This window comes from Paraburkholderia sp. Clong3 (assembly GCF_050436485.1).
Classification (GTDB): domain Bacteria; phylum Pseudomonadota; class Gammaproteobacteria; order Burkholderiales; family Burkholderiaceae; genus Paraburkholderia; species Paraburkholderia tuberum.
On the sequence record NZ_JBNDMH010000003.1, the window covers coordinates 1,198,900 to 1,215,094 of the forward strand.

Genomic DNA, 16,195 nt, shown 5'->3' on the forward strand with positions numbered 1-16,195 from the left:
CTTCAATACCCGCCTTTGACCTGCGGCGCGCTCGCCGCCAGCTCCTTGTACGACGCGGCGAGGTCCGCGGCCGCGCGGCTCAGCAAGCCGGTGTCCGTGCCGACCGCGACGAAGGTCGCGCCCGCCGCCAGATATTCGGCCGCCAGCGCGGGATCAGGGGCGAGCACGCCCGCTGCCTTGCCAGCGGTGCGCACGGTATCGATGCCGTGGCGAATCGCGTCGCGCACCCGCGCGTCGCCCGGCTTGCCGAGCAATCCCATCGACGCGCTCAGATCCGACGGCCCGAAAAACACGCCATCGACGCCATCCACATGCGCGATCTCCACGAGATTGTCGAGGCTCTGCACGGTCTCCGCCTGCACGATCACGCACAGTTCGTCGGCGGCGGTGTCCAGATAGTCGGGCACGCGATTCCAGCGCGACGCACGCGCGAGCGCGCTGCCGACGCCGCGAATGCCTTGCGGCGGATAACGCGTGGCCGCGACCGCATCGAGCGCTTGCGCGGCCGTGTCGATCATTGGCAGCAGCAGCGTTTGCGCGCCGATGTCGAGCAACTGCTTGATCAGCGCGGCGTCGCTGCGTACCGGCCGCACGACCGGATGCGACGGATACGCGGCGACCGCCTGCAATTGCGACAGCGTGCTGCGCACGTCGTTCGGTGCGTGCTCGTTGTCGATCAGCAGCCAGTCGAAGTCGGCGGTGGCGAGCAGCTCGGTCACGTAGGCGTCGGCGAGCGCGGCCCACAGGCCGAACTGCGGTCTGCCTTCGGCGAGCGCGCGTTTGAAGGAGTTTTTCGGCAAGGACATATTGATGCGTTCAGATGAAATTCAAACCAATGCCGCCGAGCGGGCCATAGTCGATGTGGAACGTGTCGCCCGCGCGGGCGGGAATCGGGCTCGTGAACGAGCCGCTCAGGATCACGTCGCCCGCATTCAATGATTCGTCGTGCGGAGCAATTTTGTTGGCGAGCCACGCGACGCCGATGGCCGGATGGTTGAGCACCGCCGCCGCGAGCCCGCTTTCCTCGACCGCGCCGTTCCTGTACAGCAACGCGCCGACCCAGCGCAGGTCGACGTCGAGCGGACGCACCGGCCGGCCGCCGAGCACGACGCCGGCGTTCGCGGCGAAGTCGGAGATCGTGTCATGGACCTTGCGCGGCGCGCGTGTTTCGCGATCGAACTGCTCGATGCGCGCGTCGATGATTTCGACGGCCGGGCTCACGTACGCGGTCGCGTCGAGCACAGCGAACAGCGTGACGCCGGGGCCCTTCAGCGGTTTGTTCAGCAAGAACGCGAGTTCCACTTCGACGCGCGGCGCGATGAAGCGATCCACGCGAATGTCCTGGCCGCTTTCGATGAACATGCTGTCGAGCAGGGGCGCGTAGTCCGGTTCGTCGATCTGCGACGAGCGCTGCATCGCGCGCGACGTCAGGCCGATCTTCCTGCCCTTGATTACGTGGCCTTCGGCGAGTTTCAGCTTGACCCACTCGCGTTGTATCGCGTAGCCGTCCAGTACGGTCATCTCTGGATACTGCACGGAAAAATGGCGCAGCTGCGTGCGGGTCTTTTCCGCGTGATCGAGTTGCGCGGCGAGGTCGCGGATGGTTTGTTCGTCTAGCATGATGATGTCAGCCCTTGAGCCGCGCGTGCAGATTGTTGTGCTTCCAGGTGCCCGCTTCGCTGAACTCGTTGATTTCGAGCGACAACGCGAGCCCCTGCCGTTCGAACTCAGTGGCGAAGCGCTGCTTGATCAGCGCGAACAGCGCGTCGCCGGTCGCCTTCTTGACGGCCTCCGGGCGGCCCGCGCCGATCTTCAGATTCGCGTGCAGGAACGCGGCGTCGGGCCGCCCATCGGCGATGCAGTACTGGTCGCAGCGCAGCGCGCGCACGCGGATGCCGCCGAGCGGATAGACGCGCTCGCCGTTATCGCGCTGCGCGTCGAGGCACTGCGCGAGGTCTTTGCATAGATCGCCGAGGCGTTGCGCGTCCGCGAGGTTGGCGCTGTATTCGAGTGTCAAGTGAGGCATGGCGATCCCTTCGCGAGTGTCAGACGGGTAGCGGCGTGACCGGGAAGATCGCGTTGATCTGGCCGGTGCCCGAACTGCCGAAATAAGGCGTGACGACTTCGACCTTGCCGTCGTAACGATCCCAGCCGAGCGCACCGAGCAGCATCGCGGTATCGTGCATGCCGCCTTCGCCCCAACATTTCTCGTTGTAGAGCGGCAGCATGTCGCAGAAGGTCTTCCAGTCGCCGGCTTCCCACATGCGCACCACGCTGCGATCCATCTGTTCGAGGAACGGGCTCCAGACTTTGTGCATGAACTGCTCGGCCGTGCCGTTGTTCGCGAAGTGATGCGACAGCGAGCCGCTCGCGAGAATGGCCACGGTACCGTCGTAGCGTTCTTCGATGGCCTTGCGTACCGCGAGGCCGAAACACGCGCTGGTCGCGAGGTCGTGCCACATGCACCAGCCCGCCACCGACACCGCCTTGAAGTGCTGATCGCCGTTCATATAGCGCATCGGCACCAGCGTGCCGTATTCGAGCTCGAGCGTGGTCTCGCTGTGCGCGCGGCTTTTCACGCCCATTTCGTTGGCGACGTCCGCGATCTGCTGACCAAGCCCGACATTGCCCGGATACGCGTACGGCATGTTCCTGATGAAATGCGGCAGCTCGTTGCTCGTGTACACGCCTTCGAACTTCGGCGCGCAATTGATGTGGTATTCGCTATTCACTAGCCAGTGCACGTCGAACACGACGATCGTATCGACGCCAAGTTCGCGGCAGCGTCGGCCGATTTCATGGTGTCCGTCGATCGCGGCCTGACGGCAACCCTTGTGCGGACCGTCGAGCTCGGATAAATACAACGACGGCACATGTGTAACTTTTGCTGCCAACGCGAGTTTGCCCATCGCGGTCTCCAGTGTCGAGCGGAGTTAGAGCGTCAGCTCTTACTCCGGTCCCATGCTTTAGCAATTTCGTTTGACGTCGCGATTAAATGCCCCAGCGCGGAATATGATGCGAGCCGAGCGACACGCAGACGTTCTTCGGTTCGAGGAACACTTCATAACTCCACGTCCCGCCTTCACGGCCCACACCCGACGCCTTCGTGCCGCCGAACGGCTGGCGCAGATCGCGCACGTTCTGGCTGTTCACGAAGCACATGCCGGCTTCGACGGCGGCCGCCACGCGCAACGCGCGGCCCGTGTTCTCGGTCCAGATATAGCTCGACAGACCATACGAAATATCGTTGGCGAGACGGATCGCCTCGGCTTCATCGTCGAACGGAATCAGGCACGCGACCGGTCCGAAGATCTCTTCCTGCGCGATGCGCATACGGTTGTCGACGTCGACGAACACGGTCGGCGTGACGAAATTGCCGTGACGCAAGGCGTCGGGCAACTCGGGCGTATCGAGCCCGCCGCACGCAAGCGTGGCACCTTCCTTCGGGCCGAGTTCGATATAGCTGCGCACTTTGGCGAGATGCCCCTGGCTGATCATCGGGCCGACGATCGTGCTGTCCGCGAGCGGATCGCCCACCGTCAGGCGCTTCGCGCGCTCGACGAAGCGCTCGGCAAACCGCGCGTAAATGGAGCGCTGCACGAGAATGCGCGAGCCCGCGGTGCAGCGCTCGCCATTGTTCGAGAAGATCATGAACACCGCGGCGTCGAGCGCGCGTTCGAAGTCGGCGTCGTCGAAGATCACGAACGGCGACTTGCCGCCAAGCTCCATCGAGAACTTCTTCAGGCCCGCGGTTTGCACGATGCGATTGCCGGTCGCGGTCGACCCGGTGAACGACACCGCGCGAACGTCGCGATGCGCGACGAGTGGCTCGCCCGCTTCCTTGCCATAGCCGTGCACGACGTTCAGCACGCCCGCCGGGATGCCCGCTTCGAGCGCGAGCTTGCCGAGCATCGAGGCGGTCAGCGGCGACAGCTCGCTCATCTTCAGCACAGCGGTGTTGCCGAACGCGAGGCAGGGCGCCACCTTCCAGGTGGCCGTCATGAACGGCACGTTCCACGGCGAGATCAGCGCGCACACGCCGACCGGATGAAACAGCGTGTAGTTCAGATGCGAGTCGGTCGGGTACGTGTGGCCGTCTACGCGCGTGCACATCTCGGCGAAATAGCTGAAGTTGTCGGCCGCGCGCGGCACCAGTTGCTTGCGCGTCTGCGAGATCGTCTGGCCGGTGTCCTTCGTTTCGGTCTCCGAGATTTCCGGCACGTGCTTCGTGATCAGCTCGCCGAGTGTGCGGATCAGCTTCGCGCGTTCCGCGGCGGGTTTCGCAGCCCAGGCGGGGAAGGCGCCTTTGGCCGCTTGCACGGCCGCATCGATCTGCTTCGCGCCGCCGCGTGCGACCTCGGCGAGCACTTCCTGGGTGGCCGGATTGACGGTTTCGAAATAGTCGCTCGAGGTGCACGCCTCGCCGTTGATCAGATGGTCGATCGGCATTGCCTTGTCCTTTCGCTGTTCGGTGGGTTTTTGCTGTCGATCAGGCGCGGCCGAAGTCCGCGTCCGAGGCGATCGTGTTGACGAGACGGCCGAGGCCGTCGATTTCGCAGACGACTTCGTCGCCCGTGTTGACGTTGACGATGCCTTCGGGCGTGCCGGTCAGGATCACGTCGCCGGGCGCGAGCGTCATGAAGCTGCTCAGGTATTCGATCAGTGCGCGGATGCCCGTGACGAGATCGCGCGTATTGCCGCATTGCTGACGCGTGCCGTTGACGAACGTGCGCAGCTCGAGCTGCGTGACGTCGGCGATGTCGGCGGCGTCGACGAACCAGGGCCCGAGCACCGTGCCGCCGTCGCGATTCTTCACGCGCAGATTCGGGCGATAGTAGTTTTCGAGGTAGTCGCGAATCGCGTAGTCGTTCGCGATCATGTAGCCCGCCACGTGCTGCATGGCGTCTTCACGCGCGACGTTTTTTGCGGTTCGCCCGATCACGACCGCGAGCTCGCACTCGTAGTGCATGAACGTGACGTCGGCGGGGCGACGCGTGAGGCCGCGATGGCCGAGCACCGTGCCGGGCCCCTTCAGAAACACCAGCGGTTCTTCCTGTTTGCTGAACTGCAATTCCTTCGCGTGCTCGGCGTAGTTCAGGCCGAGCGCGAAGATCGTACCGACTTCGATCGGCGCAAGCCAGACCACTTCGTCCTCGCGACGCACGCGGCCGTCGGCGAGGCGGACACCCTGCTCGTGCGGATACGCTTCGTGAATCGCTCCCGCATAGGCGACGCGGCCGCGCATCATGACGGTTCTCCGTTGTGTTGATCCATGCCGATGAACGATATGGTCAAGGGCGGCAGCGTGCCGATCGACAGCGTGGCCGTATCGCCGACGTGCGCGACCGGCGAGCCGTGCCGGACGCCGAGCGTGAGCACGTCGCCCGCGTTCAGCGTCATGAAATCGGTGACGTCGGCGAGCAATTGCGCGACGTTGCGCACCGAGGTTGCGGTGCTTGCCGTGAACGGTTCGGCGCGGTTCAGCGAGACGGCGATGTCGAGCCGATCCGGCGCGGCGACGTGGCGCGCGGCGACGAGCGCCGGTCCGATCACGCAGAAGCCGTCGCATGCGCGCAGTCGCACGTTCGGGCGATACACGTTGGTATGCGGCACGCTCAGATCGCCGACCAGCGTATAGCCGGCGATGTAGTCCGCCGCGCGCTCGACGCCGACGCGCGTCGCGGTACGGCCGATCACGATGCCGAGTGACGCGCCGACCTCGACGCCGAGCGTGTTATCCGGCACGACCACGCGCGCCCGATGCCCGGCCAGCGTGTTGCGCGGCTTCAGATACAGAATCGGCGCTTTCGGCGGTGCCTTGTACGGTGCCGCATGCACTGCGTCGCCCAGCGCGTTCAAGGCGGCGCGATCGTTCAGCAGGGTGCCGTACACGGCGCCGCTGACCGGCGCGCGACACGCAACGCCGCGTGCCAGCAACGCGGCCGCGGTGTGCGCGTCCACGTCGCGAGGCAGCGCGTCGCCTTCGGGATGCAGCAGATGATCGGCAAGGGCAAACATAAATGCGCAGCCTCGTCGCGAAAGTTTTGCGAAAACACTAAGATGTTAGTAGTATCCCGCTTGATATCATCGACGGTCAATAGGCTGCCGGTTGATCGCGGGTTTTCCCGTAAGCTTCGACAGCTGTTTTTTTCTGATTCCTTGCCACCATGTCCGCTGCGTCCACCCGAGTTTTGCACCGCAATTTGCCGATGCTGTTGTTACGCGCCCGCGAAAAAATGATGGAGCGTTTTCGTCCGTTGATCACCGCGCATGGACTCACCGAGCAGCAATGGCGAGTGATTCGCGCGCTCAACGAGCACGGCCCGATGGAGCCGCGCCACATCTCCGACATCTGCACGATTTCGAGCCCGAGCATGGCCGGCGTGCTCGCGCGCATGGAGAGCATGGAACTCGTGACGAAAGAACGTTTCGCGGAGGATCAGCGGCGCGTGCTCGTGTCGCTGACCGATACGAGCGTCGAACTGGTGCGCGTGATTTCGAAGGATCTCGAGGCGCACTATCGCGAGCTCGAGCGCAAAGTGGGACCGGAGATCGTCGAGCGCGTGTATCGCGCGGTCGACGATCTGTTGGCGGGCTTGTCGGAAGAGGATGAGTGACGCGCTGGCTTACCAGCCGTAAAATCGCTGCCATTCGACGCTGCTGCCGTCCGGCGCAACCGCGTGATACTCGGGGAACTGCGCGCCGGTCGCACAAGCGTGGTTCGGCAGGACGCGCAGTTTCATACCGATCGGAAAGCGCTGCGCGATGTCGTCGGCCTGTGCATCGGCTCGCGCATAGGCCGGAACCGCCGCAAGAATCCCATGCTCCTGATTGGCGCCGCTCACGACATAGTCCGGCAGCAACGTGCCATTGAGCAAACACGGCTGCCCATAGCCGAAATCGTGCGACTGCCGCGACGTACCGCGATCACGGCTTAACGCCATCCAGCCCGCGTCGAGAATCGCCCAGCCTTTGTCTTCCTGATGACCGATCACGGTCGTGAGTACGCTAAGCGCGATGTCGTCGAGCGTGCAAACGCCCACGTTGTGCATGACCAGATCGAACAGCACGTAGACGCCCGCGCGCACCTCGGTGACGTCTTCGAGATGCCGCGCGGCGAGCGCGGTCGGCGTCGAACCGACGCTGACGGCCGGACACGCGATGCCCGCCTCGCGCAACCGTTCGGCGGCGCGCACGCAGCCCGCGCGCTCCTGCTCCGCGAGCGCGGCGAGCGCCTCAGGCGTATTCAACTCGTAGCTCGAACCCGCATGGGTCATCACGCCGCCGATCTTCACGCCGTTCTCGTGCAGGATCCGCCCGACGTCGAGCAACGTCTGCTGTTCGGGCTGGATGCCCGAGCGATGTCCGTCCGTATCGACCTCGATCCAGACCTCGAACGTTTCGCCGTGCTGGTCGCCGAACGCGGCGATCGCCGTGGCGGCGGTCGGATTGTCGACCACGAGCTTCAGTTCGCAGCCCTGGCGGCGCAGCGCGAGCGCGCGCGGCAGCTTCGACGGAACCATGCTGACGGCATACAGGATGTCGTTGACGCCGGCCGCGAAGAACGCTTCCGCTTCCTTCAGCGTCGACACCGTAATGCCGCGCGCGCCGGCGGCGATCTGCGCGCGCACGACGTCGATGCACTTGGTGGTCTTCACGTGCGGCCGGAACGCGACGCCGAGCGCATTCATCCGCCCCTGCATCCGCGCGATGTTCTTCTGCATCCGCGCGACGTCGATCAGCGCGGCCGGGGTTTCGATCTGTTCGAGTTTCATGTTTGCACCTGAGGAGCAGGGTGAGGTTGGAGATTCAGTGACGACGATTGCGGCCAAAGCCTGCGAGCCACGGCACCAGCCCATCGAGCGATGCCGCTTCGACCTCGGGCGCCTGCGCTCCCGTGACGAGCGGCAGGCCGACGTGGTTGTGCCAGTAGGTCCGCAAGCCGACGGCCGCGGTGCCGAACATGTCATAGCTCGAGCCGGCGACGAACGCGGCGCGGCGCGGCTCGACGCCGAGCTTGTCGAGCGCGAGGCGGTACGGTTGCGGGTCCGGCTTGTAGACGCCGGCTTCCTCGGCGGTCACGATCGCGTCCCAGCGCACGGGCAAGATCGCGGCCGCCTGCGAGCCGAGCCGCGTCGAGCAATTGGTGACGACCGCGAGCTTGCAGTGCGGCGCGAGCGCGCGCAACGCACCGAGCGCGCCGGGCCACGGCGTCAGGTTCAGCCAGTTCGCCTGGAGCGCGTTCGCGGCCGATTCGGACAAACCGACTTGCGCGGCGGCCTCGCGCACCAGTTGTTCGTAGGGAACGTAGCGGCCGCAGCCGTATGTCAGACGCAGATAGGCGGCACGCCATGCGCGGCCCGCTTCGTCGGAGCCTGCCGCACGGTTCCATGAGGTCCACGAGTCGAGCAGGGCGGTTAGCAGGTCGAACAGGACCGCGTCGGGGTAGGCAGGGGTGTCGGTGGAATGGGCGGCGGCAGTCATGATTGCATGGGGCCGGCTGTTGAGGATGAGTCAATTATAGGTTTGCGATAGTACTTCAGCGTTCAGGTAGGTTGACTGTTAGATTCAGATGGACTGAATCACCGCCGCCACGGCGGCAACGGCCTGAAGCGGCCTTGCAGATACTGCATGAAATGGCGCGTGCGCGCGGGCAGTCCCGCCCGCTGATGCGTGAGCGCGATCACGTTCGCGTCCGGCGCTTTCCAGCCCGGCAGCAGACGCACGAGTTTGCCCTTCGCAAGATCCTCGGCGACGTCCCATTCGGAGCGCAGAATCACGCCGCGTCCCTCGCAGGCCCATTGGCGGATCACGTCACCGTCGTTGCAACTCAGATGCGCGGACACGCGCACGCCGCGGCGCGTGCGGCCCTTGCTGAACTGCCACAGTGACACGTCCTCATTGTTTTCGCGCAGCACGATGCACGGTAGCCGGCTCAACGCATCCGGCGATTCGGGCTGGCCGATTCGCCTGACGAGCGCGGGCGCCGCGCAGACGAAGCGCGCGTTCGGCGCGATCGTATAGCCGACCAGGTTCGACGGCGGCAGCTCGCCGATATGCACGACGATATCGAAGCGATCGAGCGTTTCGGTCAAGGGCCGGTCGGACAGCGTCAGCGCGACGTCGATGTCGGGGTTCTGCTGCTGGAACTCGCCGATCAGCGGCGCCAGATGGCGTCGTCCGAAACCGAGCGGCGCATTGATCTTGAGCGTGCCGACGAGGCCGCCGCGGCGCGTTTGCAGATCGTCGAACAACGCGTCGAACTGCTCGATAAGTTCGGCGCCGCGCTCGCACAGCAGCAGGCCTTCGTCGGTGAATTGCAGGCGGCGCGCGCTGCGGTTCACGAGCTGCATGCCGAGCTTCTTTTCGAGTTGCTGCAGGCGCTGCGTGACCGCCGACGGCGACAGCGCGAGTCGGCGCGCGGCGGCGATCAGGCTGCCGCTCGCGCGCAGCGTGAGCAGGAAGCGAATATCGGCCGAATCGTTCATGGGTGCGAGGTGGGTGCAATGGCGGGAGCGGGGAATCTCGCAGCATAATGCGTCCGGATCGATCGCAGGGTAAAGTGGCGCTTCCAGTCTATTGATCCAATCATTGGAAGAGAAGTCCCATGCCGTTGCCTCATGAGTCGTCCGCGTACGACGCCACGCCCAATACTCCGCTGAAACAGGCGGTTTTTCTGCACACGGGCTGGCGCAGCGCGGGCACGTGGGTGTGGTCGCGGCTGCGCGAACACGAGCGCGCGGCCGGTTTTTACGAGCCGCTCAGCAATGTGCTCGCCGATCTCAAACCCGCCGACGTGCCCGCCTCGCGGCCGACCTTGACCTCGGGGCACCCGCCGCTCGCCGCACCATACTTCGACGAATACCGCCCGTTTCTGCGCGAAGATGCGCGCGGCGTGGCGGGTTACGACCGGCGCTTCAGCATCGATCGCTTTACGCGCGATCCCGATGCGACATTCCCTTCACTGCAGGCCTATCTGCGCGCGCTGAGCGAGCACACGATCGAGCAGGGCCGCGTGCCCGTCTTCAAGTTTTGCCGCACGGGCGGTCGTCTGCCGTGGCTGAAGCGCGCGTTTGCCGAGGCGCTGCACGTGGGCGTGCTGCGCAATCCTGCATCGCAGTTCGCATCGGGTTGGATGCTGCGGCAGCAGTGGAGCAATGCATTCTTTGTCGCCGCGCCGTTTCGCGTGCTCGGTCTGAATCAGATGGACCCGCTGGTGCGCGAAGCGATCGGCGTGTGCGGCGTACGCCTGCCGCCGCTACCGTCGATGCCCGATGACGCGTATGCCGTCGCCTGCGAGCAATTCGCGCGCACGGTGGACAGCGACAACGCGTATCGCGCGTTCATTGCGTTGTGGATCCTCTGCGCGCTGCGCATGGGCGAGGGCGTCGATTTGCTGATCGATATGGAGCGGCTCGGCGAGTCGCGCGACTACGCGGCCGGTCTGCGCGCTGCGTTCGACGCGCAATGCGGCTTGTCGCCCGACTTCACGAGCGCGCGCGATCTGGTCGAGGAAACGCGCCGCGGCGCGGCGCGTATGACGGGCATCGACGGCGGCGCATTGCGCGCCGTGCATTCCGCCGCGCTTAAATTCCTGAAGGCGCAGGCGGGCATCGACGCGGCCTTCGTCGAGGCGGTGCGCCAGAAGATGGTGCTGGCCAACGAGTTGACCGAAACATGGCGCTAGCCGTGCGAGGCCAGCACCGCGCGGCGCGTTCCCGTGGCTAGCCCGCCGCCGATACCGCCGCGCGCAGCCCGAGCAGATAGCTGTCCACGCCGAAGCCGCAAATCTGTCCTTTGACCAGAGCGGCACGCCCGCCTCGGCCGCGAGCGACGGGTCGACGATCGCCGACAGCGTGCACGCGTCGCTTTGCTGCGCGACCGCCAGATGGGCGCGGCCGATGTACCCCCCGCCGGCGACGGCGATCCGGGTGCGGTTCATGAGCGGGTTCCCTGAAAGTCCTGATCAAGACGCGTTAAAGGGCAACTGGCTCAAGCAGCGGCCTTTTTCGCGTCGGCCATGCTCTGCGCGCGCATTGCGTCGTAGCTGAGCTTGTCGAGCGGCACGACGTTCTTTGCGCCGAGGTCGCCAAGCCGCACACGGAAGTTCTCACGCGCGCTCCATGCGGCGATTGCGCAGACGATCGTGATGGCGAACGTGATCGCGCCGATCGTCAGCGGCACGTTGTGCGATCCCGGAGGCGCGACGTAAGCGAACAGCGCCGGCAGCAGCGCGGTGATCGTCGTGCCGATGTTCTGGCCGATCGCCATCGCGGAGACGCGCGAACGGGTCGGGAACAGTTCCGGATAGAAGCTCGGGAAGATCGCGTTGTAGCCTTGATAGATGACGCCCCACATCAGGATCGACATCACCATCGCAAGCGGCACGTTGTGGATGCTGATCGCGTACAGATACGCGAAAGACAGCACCCCTGCGCCGAGCGAGCCGACGATGATCGGCAGACGCCGCCCGATCCGGTCGGACAGATTGCCCACGTACGGAATCACCAGCACCGCGACGATGTTGCCGATCACCGGAATCCACAGATACAGGCTCTTCGAAAAGCCGATCCCGTACGACGGCTGCACCGCGTACGCCGCGCCGAAAATCGTCGCGACGACCGGGATCACGTTCATCAGCGAGCACAGCACGACGCGCAGCATGTCGTCCCAGTTGTACTTGAACGCTTCGACGATCGGCGAGCGCGGCACGCCGCCGCTCGCGTCCTCCTTCTCGAACGCGGGCGTTTCCTCGACTTCGCGGCGGATGATGTAGCCGGCGATCAGCACGACCGCGCTGAGCAGGAACGGAATGCGCCAGCCCCACGCATTGAACGAGGCGTCGTTCATGAAATAGGCGAGCGGCAGGAAGACCGCGGCGGCCAGAATCTGGCCGGCCTGCACGCCTTGCAGCGTGAAGCTCGCGTAAAAGCCGCGTCGCCCGAATGGCGCGTGTTCGAGGATCATCGAACTGGCGCCCGAGATTTCACCAGCGACCGCGAAGCCCTGGATCAGTCGCAGCACGACGAGCAGCACCGGCGCGAGAAAGCCGACGTGCTGATAGGTCGGCAGCAGACCGACCGCCATCGTCGACAGACCCATCAGGAACATGCAGACGAGCAGTACGTTCTTGCGCCCGTGTGTATCGCCCCAGTGCCCGAGCACGACCGCGCCGATCGGCCGCGCGACGTAGCCGACGCCGTAGGTTGCGAGCGATGCGACGATCGCGATCTTGGGATTACCGGAAGGGAAGAACAGCTGAGGAAAGATCAGGGCGGCGGCCTGCGCATAGATGAAGAAATCGTAGTACTCGAGTGCCGAGCCGATCCAGCCGCTGGCGGTAGCCTTGCGCGCCTGCGAGCTATGCCCGCTGCTTGCCGATGCGTTCGTTTGCATGACGCCTCCTGAATGGGAAATGTTTTTGTCAGCTTCTACGGCTGAATCATTGGCGCCCTTAAACGGGCGCCGCGCAAGCCAGGATTTTCCTGGTCTCGTTGCCGCGGTGCGGCACAACGGGATGGATCGACGTGTGTCACGAGCTGGCGCGGCGCACTTCGGGTTAACCACGGCCTCAGTGCGCCGGGCATTGCATTCAAACCGGCTTCAAACGATTGCCCCTTGCCCCACTGTTTCGCGGCCGCGACGACCGCTTCGGGGTCTGGCGCCTGAGCGGGCCGCATGGCGAAAGGAGCGTGAAGATGACGGGCACGGTCGCGTCGAATCTGAGCGACATCGTCGTGCAGTGGGCGAAGGAGGGATACGGGAGTGTGGGCGGCGACGGCCGAGCGCTTGTCGTCGTCGGCGCGGATTCAGGTGTGCATCGAGTTTCTCAGGGAGCAGCTGACGCACGGACCGTGTGCACTGGCGACGCGCGGCGTGGCGGACTCTGAGCTGCGCCTGCCAGGATCCGGTGCTCACACGCTTGCGCTTTTACACGCTCGAAGCCGTATCCTCTTCCGCCTCGTCCAGCTCGCTACGCTGAACCGTCGTTACGGAGTCGGGAATGACCGCGGTGGCCGTGACGGGCCGCGGATCTTCGATGCTGTAACGCAGGCGCCAGCCTTCGCGATAGAAACGCAGTTGCCGGTATCGCATCAGATAGGCAAGTCCGACGAGCGCGGCGCCGAAGCCCGATGCAGCGCCGACGCCGAGCGCCCAGCGCGGCCCGAAACGGTCGGCGACCCAGCCGACCACCGGCGCGCCGAGCGGTGTGCCGCCGAGCGCGATCGCGAGCAGGATCGCGATCACGCGGCCGCGCATGGCCGGTTCGGTGGTCAGTTGCACGAGGCTATTGGTCGAGGTGGTGAAGGTCTGCGTCGACACGCCGATCGCGATCAGCGCAGCTGCCGTGCAGCCGACGCCGAACATCGCGCCGGCGCCGAGCAGCAGCCCCATGGTGGGCCGCGCGCGGCGCGCGGCGAGCAGAGCGCCGGTGACCGAGCCAATCGCCATCGTCGAGCTGAGCACGCCGTACTCGCCCGCGCCCGCACGGAACGCGGTGACGGACATCGTCGAGATGAAGATCGGGAAGTTCAGGCCGAAGGTGCCGATCAGGAACAGCATCAGGAGCGCCGCCTTCAGATCGGGGCGTGTCCAGACATATTTGAAGCCTTCGACGAAGCTGCCGCGCGAGCGCACATTGCGCGGCTTGATATGTAACTGGTCCAGCCGCAGCATGCGCAGTGCACCGAGCACGGCGACGAACGAAAGCGCGTTGATCAGAAACACCCAGCCACTGCCCACCGACGCGATCAACAGACCCGCGACCGCTGGCCCGAGCATGCGCGCGGCGTTGAACGACGTGGAGTTCAGCGCGACGGCATTCGCGAGATCGCGTTCGCCGACGAGGTCGGATACGAAGGTTTGGCGTGCGGGGGAATCGAACGCGGTCACGCAGCCGAGCAGGCCCGCGAATACGTAGACCTGCCATAGCTGCACGAGCCCCGTGACCGTGAGCAGACCGAGCGCGAGCGCCAGCGTACCCATTGCCGCCTGGGTCGCGAACAGCAGCTTGCGGCGGTCGAAGTGATCGGCCGCGTAGCCGGTGAGCGGCAGCAACAGCATCTGCGGTCCGAACTGCAGCGACATCACGATGCCCACCGCCGTCGCGTTGTGATGCGTAAGCTCGGTGAGCACGAGCCAGTCCTGCGCCGTGCGCTGCATCCATGTGCCGATGTTCGAGACGATCGCGCCGCTCGCCCAGACACGATAGTTGAATATGCGCAGCGAACGGAACGTGGTGCTCACGGCAGGGGTTTCCTCAACGCGGGGTGGGCCGCATGCGGGTAGCGGCCCGCTTCAATTCAGGCTTTAAGCGCGCGAACGTTCTAGCAGATCGAGCACTTCCCGCGTCGTGCCGGTTTCGCCGAGGCGCGGGAAGATGCGCGTGATGCTGTTGGTGTGCGCGTCGGCGTTCAGATCGGTCATCGCGTCGACGACGAGCGCGACGTTCAGGCCCGCCTCGCTCGCGAAGCGCGCGGTCGATTCGACGCCGATGCTGGTCGCGACACCGACGAGCACCACTTGCGTGACGCCTTGCTGTTGCAGATACGCGGCCAGGTCCGTGTTCGTGAAGGCGCCCCACGTGCGCTTCGTGACCAGATGGTCCGACGGCTGCTGCTTCAGTTCGGGCAGAAGGTCGGCGAAGTCGGGCGGGAAGTCGGCGGAGTGGCGACCCTGGTCGGTGCGGCCCGGTGCGCCGGCGGTGACGTTCACGAGCACGACGGGCAGGCCGTGGCGGCGGAACGCATCGAGCAGCGTAACCGAGCGTTCGACGATTTCGCTGGCCGGATGGGGGGCGGTGGGCAGCGCGACGATGCCGCGCTGCAGGTCGACGACGACCAGTGCGGTTTTGGCGTCGAGAGTCGTGAGTGCCATGAAGTGCTCCTGCGAGTGGCGAGACGCGTGTGCGCGAATCGCGAGTTACAAATCGACGAGACGTTTCAGCAGATCGACGCCCGTCGCGAGTTGTTGCTGTTCGGCTGCCGTGAAACGCGTTTGAATCGTGCGGTACAGCCAGTCTTCCCGTGCCGCGCGGCTTGCCTTGACCTTCTTGCGAAAGGAGGGTGTCAGCGACAGAACCGTCTGCCGTCCATCGTTAGGATCGGGCGTGCCGCTGACGAGCCCCGCGGCTTTCAGTACCGCGAGCGTTTCTCCCATCGACTGCGGCCGCATGCCGTGCGCACGCGCGAGCGAGGTGACGGTGGCCGGGCCTTCGCGTTCCAGCAAGTTCAGCACCTGCACCTGCGACGGCGTGAAGTCGCCGACATGCGACTCTTCGCGCAGACGCCGGCGCAGCTTGCCCGTCAGCACGCGCAGATCTTCGGCGAGCGTATGAAGTTCTTCCGGCGTAACTGCGGGAGGGGATTGGGTCATGCGGTGAACTCGTGCGATGACATGATGTGAAGGTTTCCTGATAAGGTTACCTTCGTATCTCGCCCGGGTCAAGTTTTGAGGTGGCGGGAGGCCGTACGCCGAAACGTCGCCGCGATGGCCTCAGCGCGCCCGCACGCGCCGGTTGAAAAAGCGCCATACCGCTCCGCCGACGAGCATCGCACCGCCGAGCGCGAGGCCTAGCAACACCAGCGAACTCAGATGCTCGCGCACCACCGGCACATTGCCGAACAGATAGCCGCCCGCGATCAGCGAGACGACCCACAGCGCCGCGCCGGCGGTGACGAACGTGACGAAGCGCGAGAACGTCATGCGCGACACGCCCGCGGCGAACGGTGCAAACGTGCGCACCACGGCGATGTACGGTGACAGCAGGAAGGTCAGGCGGCCGCGCGTCTCGCTGAACACGTGGGCGCGGCGCAGCGCATCGCGATTGAGCCAGTAGTAGTTGCGGGTATAGACCTTGTCGCCGACCGCATGGCCGATCGCGTACCCGACGCTGCTGCCGGCGACCGTCGCGACGAACAGCACGGGCGCGATGATCCACACGTTCAACGCGCCGGTGGCCGCGAGCGCGCCGCAGATGAAGATCAGCGGATCGCCGGGCAGAAAGAACAGCGGCAGAAAACCGTATTCGACGAACACGACGACAAACAGCAGTGCGTAGATTGCCGTGCCGAACTGCACGATCAGCGCGCTCAGGTGCTGGTCGAGGTGCAGCGCGATCTGCAGCACGTTCATCAGGTTCATCTTGGCGTGGCCCCGGGTGGCGTTCGGATGTGATGAGTGTAGTCCCGCGAGC

At 65.3% G+C, this 16,195-nt stretch carries 17 protein-coding genes and 3 pseudogenes; 3 read left to right on the top strand and 17 right to left on the bottom strand.

Translation table 11 applies throughout. The annotated features are described in order from the left end of the window. Positions 1–2: 2 nt before the first annotated feature. From hpaI to OKW30_RS28865, 7 genes are all read right to left on the bottom strand, one after another. On the bottom strand, positions 3–806 hold the full coding sequence (gene hpaI, locus OKW30_RS28835; protein ID WP_429348276.1) for a 4-hydroxy-2-oxoheptanedioate aldolase: 804 nt from the start codon (positions 804–806) through the stop codon (positions 3–5). 10 nt (positions 807–816) lie between these two features. Further along, complete coding sequence (gene hpaH / locus OKW30_RS28840) at positions 817–1,620, bottom strand: 2-oxo-hept-4-ene-1,7-dioate hydratase (RefSeq protein ID WP_429348277.1); 804 nt, start codon at positions 1,618–1,620, stop codon at positions 817–819. Positions 1,621–1,627: 7 nt separating this feature from the next. Further along, on the bottom strand, positions 1,628–2,026 hold the full coding sequence (locus tag OKW30_RS28845) for a 5-carboxymethyl-2-hydroxymuconate Delta-isomerase (protein WP_429348278.1): 399 nt from the start codon (positions 2,024–2,026) through the stop codon (positions 1,628–1,630). 19 nt (positions 2,027–2,045) lie between these two features. Then, complete coding sequence (gene hpaD / locus OKW30_RS28850; protein ID WP_429348279.1) at positions 2,046–2,909, bottom strand: 3,4-dihydroxyphenylacetate 2,3-dioxygenase; 864 nt, start codon at positions 2,907–2,909, stop codon at positions 2,046–2,048. A gap of 82 nt (positions 2,910–2,991) precedes the next feature. Next, a complete protein-coding gene (hpaE, locus tag OKW30_RS28855) occupies positions 2,992–4,449 on the bottom strand; it encodes a 5-carboxymethyl-2-hydroxymuconate semialdehyde dehydrogenase (protein ID WP_429348280.1) in 1,458 nt (485 codons plus the stop codon). A 40-nt stretch (positions 4,450–4,489) separates the two neighbouring features. After that, the gene (locus OKW30_RS28860; protein ID WP_429348281.1) at positions 4,490–5,248 is read right to left on the bottom strand and encodes a fumarylacetoacetate hydrolase family protein; all 759 of its coding nucleotides are present in this window, start codon (positions 5,246–5,248) and stop codon (positions 4,490–4,492) included. Next, positions 5,245–6,018, bottom strand: a complete 774-nt coding sequence (locus tag OKW30_RS28865; RefSeq protein WP_429348282.1) for a fumarylacetoacetate hydrolase family protein — start codon at positions 6,016–6,018, stop codon at positions 5,245–5,247. The genes OKW30_RS28860 and OKW30_RS28865 overlap by 4 nt, the downstream gene beginning before the upstream one ends. Before the next feature lie 191 nt (positions 6,019–6,209). On the opposite strand from OKW30_RS28865, the gene hpaR reads away from it, so the two are divergent. Then, complete coding sequence (hpaR, locus tag OKW30_RS28870) at positions 6,210–6,617, top strand: homoprotocatechuate degradation operon regulator HpaR (RefSeq protein WP_018424961.1); 408 nt, start codon at positions 6,210–6,212, stop codon at positions 6,615–6,617. Positions 6,618–6,626: 9 nt separating this feature from the next. Here the strand turns inward: hpaR and OKW30_RS28875 are convergent, their stop codons facing one another. The 3 genes from OKW30_RS28875 to OKW30_RS28885 form a co-directional block, all read right to left on the bottom strand. After that, positions 6,627–7,775, bottom strand: a complete 1,149-nt coding sequence (locus OKW30_RS28875; RefSeq protein WP_429348283.1) for a DSD1 family PLP-dependent enzyme — start codon at positions 7,773–7,775, stop codon at positions 6,627–6,629. A 34-nt stretch (positions 7,776–7,809) separates the two neighbouring features. Continuing rightward, a complete protein-coding gene (locus tag OKW30_RS28880; RefSeq protein WP_429348284.1) occupies positions 7,810–8,484 on the bottom strand; it encodes an HAD-IA family hydrolase in 675 nt (224 codons plus the stop codon). A gap of 98 nt (positions 8,485–8,582) precedes the next feature. Next, positions 8,583–9,488, bottom strand: coding sequence for a LysR substrate-binding domain-containing protein (locus OKW30_RS28885; RefSeq protein ID WP_429348285.1), 906 nt, complete (start codon positions 9,486–9,488; stop codon positions 8,583–8,585). 119 nt (positions 9,489–9,607) lie between these two features. Between OKW30_RS28885 and OKW30_RS28890 the strand changes: the two genes are divergently transcribed. Then, positions 9,608–10,687: a hypothetical protein gene (locus OKW30_RS28890; protein WP_187617784.1), complete on the top strand. Its 1,080-nt coding sequence runs from the start codon at positions 9,608–9,610 to the stop codon at positions 10,685–10,687. A gap of 37 nt (positions 10,688–10,724) precedes the next feature. On the opposite strand, the pseudogene OKW30_RS28895 reads toward OKW30_RS28890, so the two are convergent. From OKW30_RS28895 to OKW30_RS28905, 3 genes and pseudogenes are all read right to left on the bottom strand, one after another. Continuing rightward, a pseudogene (locus OKW30_RS28895) lies at positions 10,725–10,811 on the bottom strand (type II 3-dehydroquinate dehydratase); the annotation flags it as partial. Continuing rightward, positions 10,802–10,942: pseudogene (locus OKW30_RS28900) on the bottom strand (gfo/Idh/MocA family oxidoreductase); the annotation flags it as partial. The pseudogenes OKW30_RS28900 and OKW30_RS28895, both read right to left, overlap by 10 nt. Positions 10,943–10,992: 50 nt before the next feature. After that, positions 10,993–12,396 carry an MFS transporter gene (locus tag OKW30_RS28905; RefSeq protein ID WP_184071452.1) on the bottom strand — a complete coding sequence of 468 codons (1,404 nt, stop codon included), beginning with the start codon at positions 12,394–12,396 and terminating at the stop codon, positions 10,993–10,995. Positions 12,397–12,626: 230 nt separating this feature from the next. Between OKW30_RS28905 and OKW30_RS28910 the strand changes: the two are divergent. Next, positions 12,627–12,879, top strand: a pseudogene (locus tag OKW30_RS28910) (LysR family transcriptional regulator); the annotation flags it as partial. A gap of 51 nt (positions 12,880–12,930) precedes the next feature. Here the strand turns inward: OKW30_RS28910 and OKW30_RS28915 are convergent. From OKW30_RS28915 to OKW30_RS28930, 4 genes are all read right to left on the bottom strand, one after another. Continuing rightward, positions 12,931–14,247 carry an MFS transporter gene (locus tag OKW30_RS28915; protein WP_429348286.1) on the bottom strand — a complete coding sequence of 439 codons (1,317 nt, stop codon included), beginning with the start codon at positions 14,245–14,247 and terminating at the stop codon, positions 12,931–12,933. Positions 14,248–14,310: 63 nt separating this feature from the next. Further along, the gene (locus OKW30_RS28920; protein ID WP_429348287.1) at positions 14,311–14,877 is read right to left on the bottom strand and encodes an isochorismatase family protein; all 567 of its coding nucleotides are present in this window, start codon (positions 14,875–14,877) and stop codon (positions 14,311–14,313) included. Between the two features lie 45 nt (positions 14,878–14,922). After that, positions 14,923–15,375 (bottom strand): MarR family winged helix-turn-helix transcriptional regulator, encoded by a 453-nt coding sequence (locus OKW30_RS28925; protein ID WP_184036519.1) that lies wholly within the window; start codon positions 15,373–15,375, stop codon positions 14,923–14,925. A gap of 120 nt (positions 15,376–15,495) precedes the next feature. Next, entirely contained in the window at positions 15,496–16,143 is a 648-nt protein-coding gene (locus OKW30_RS28930) for a VTT domain-containing protein (RefSeq protein WP_184036546.1), read from the bottom strand. Between the last annotated feature and the right edge of the window lie 52 nt (positions 16,144–16,195).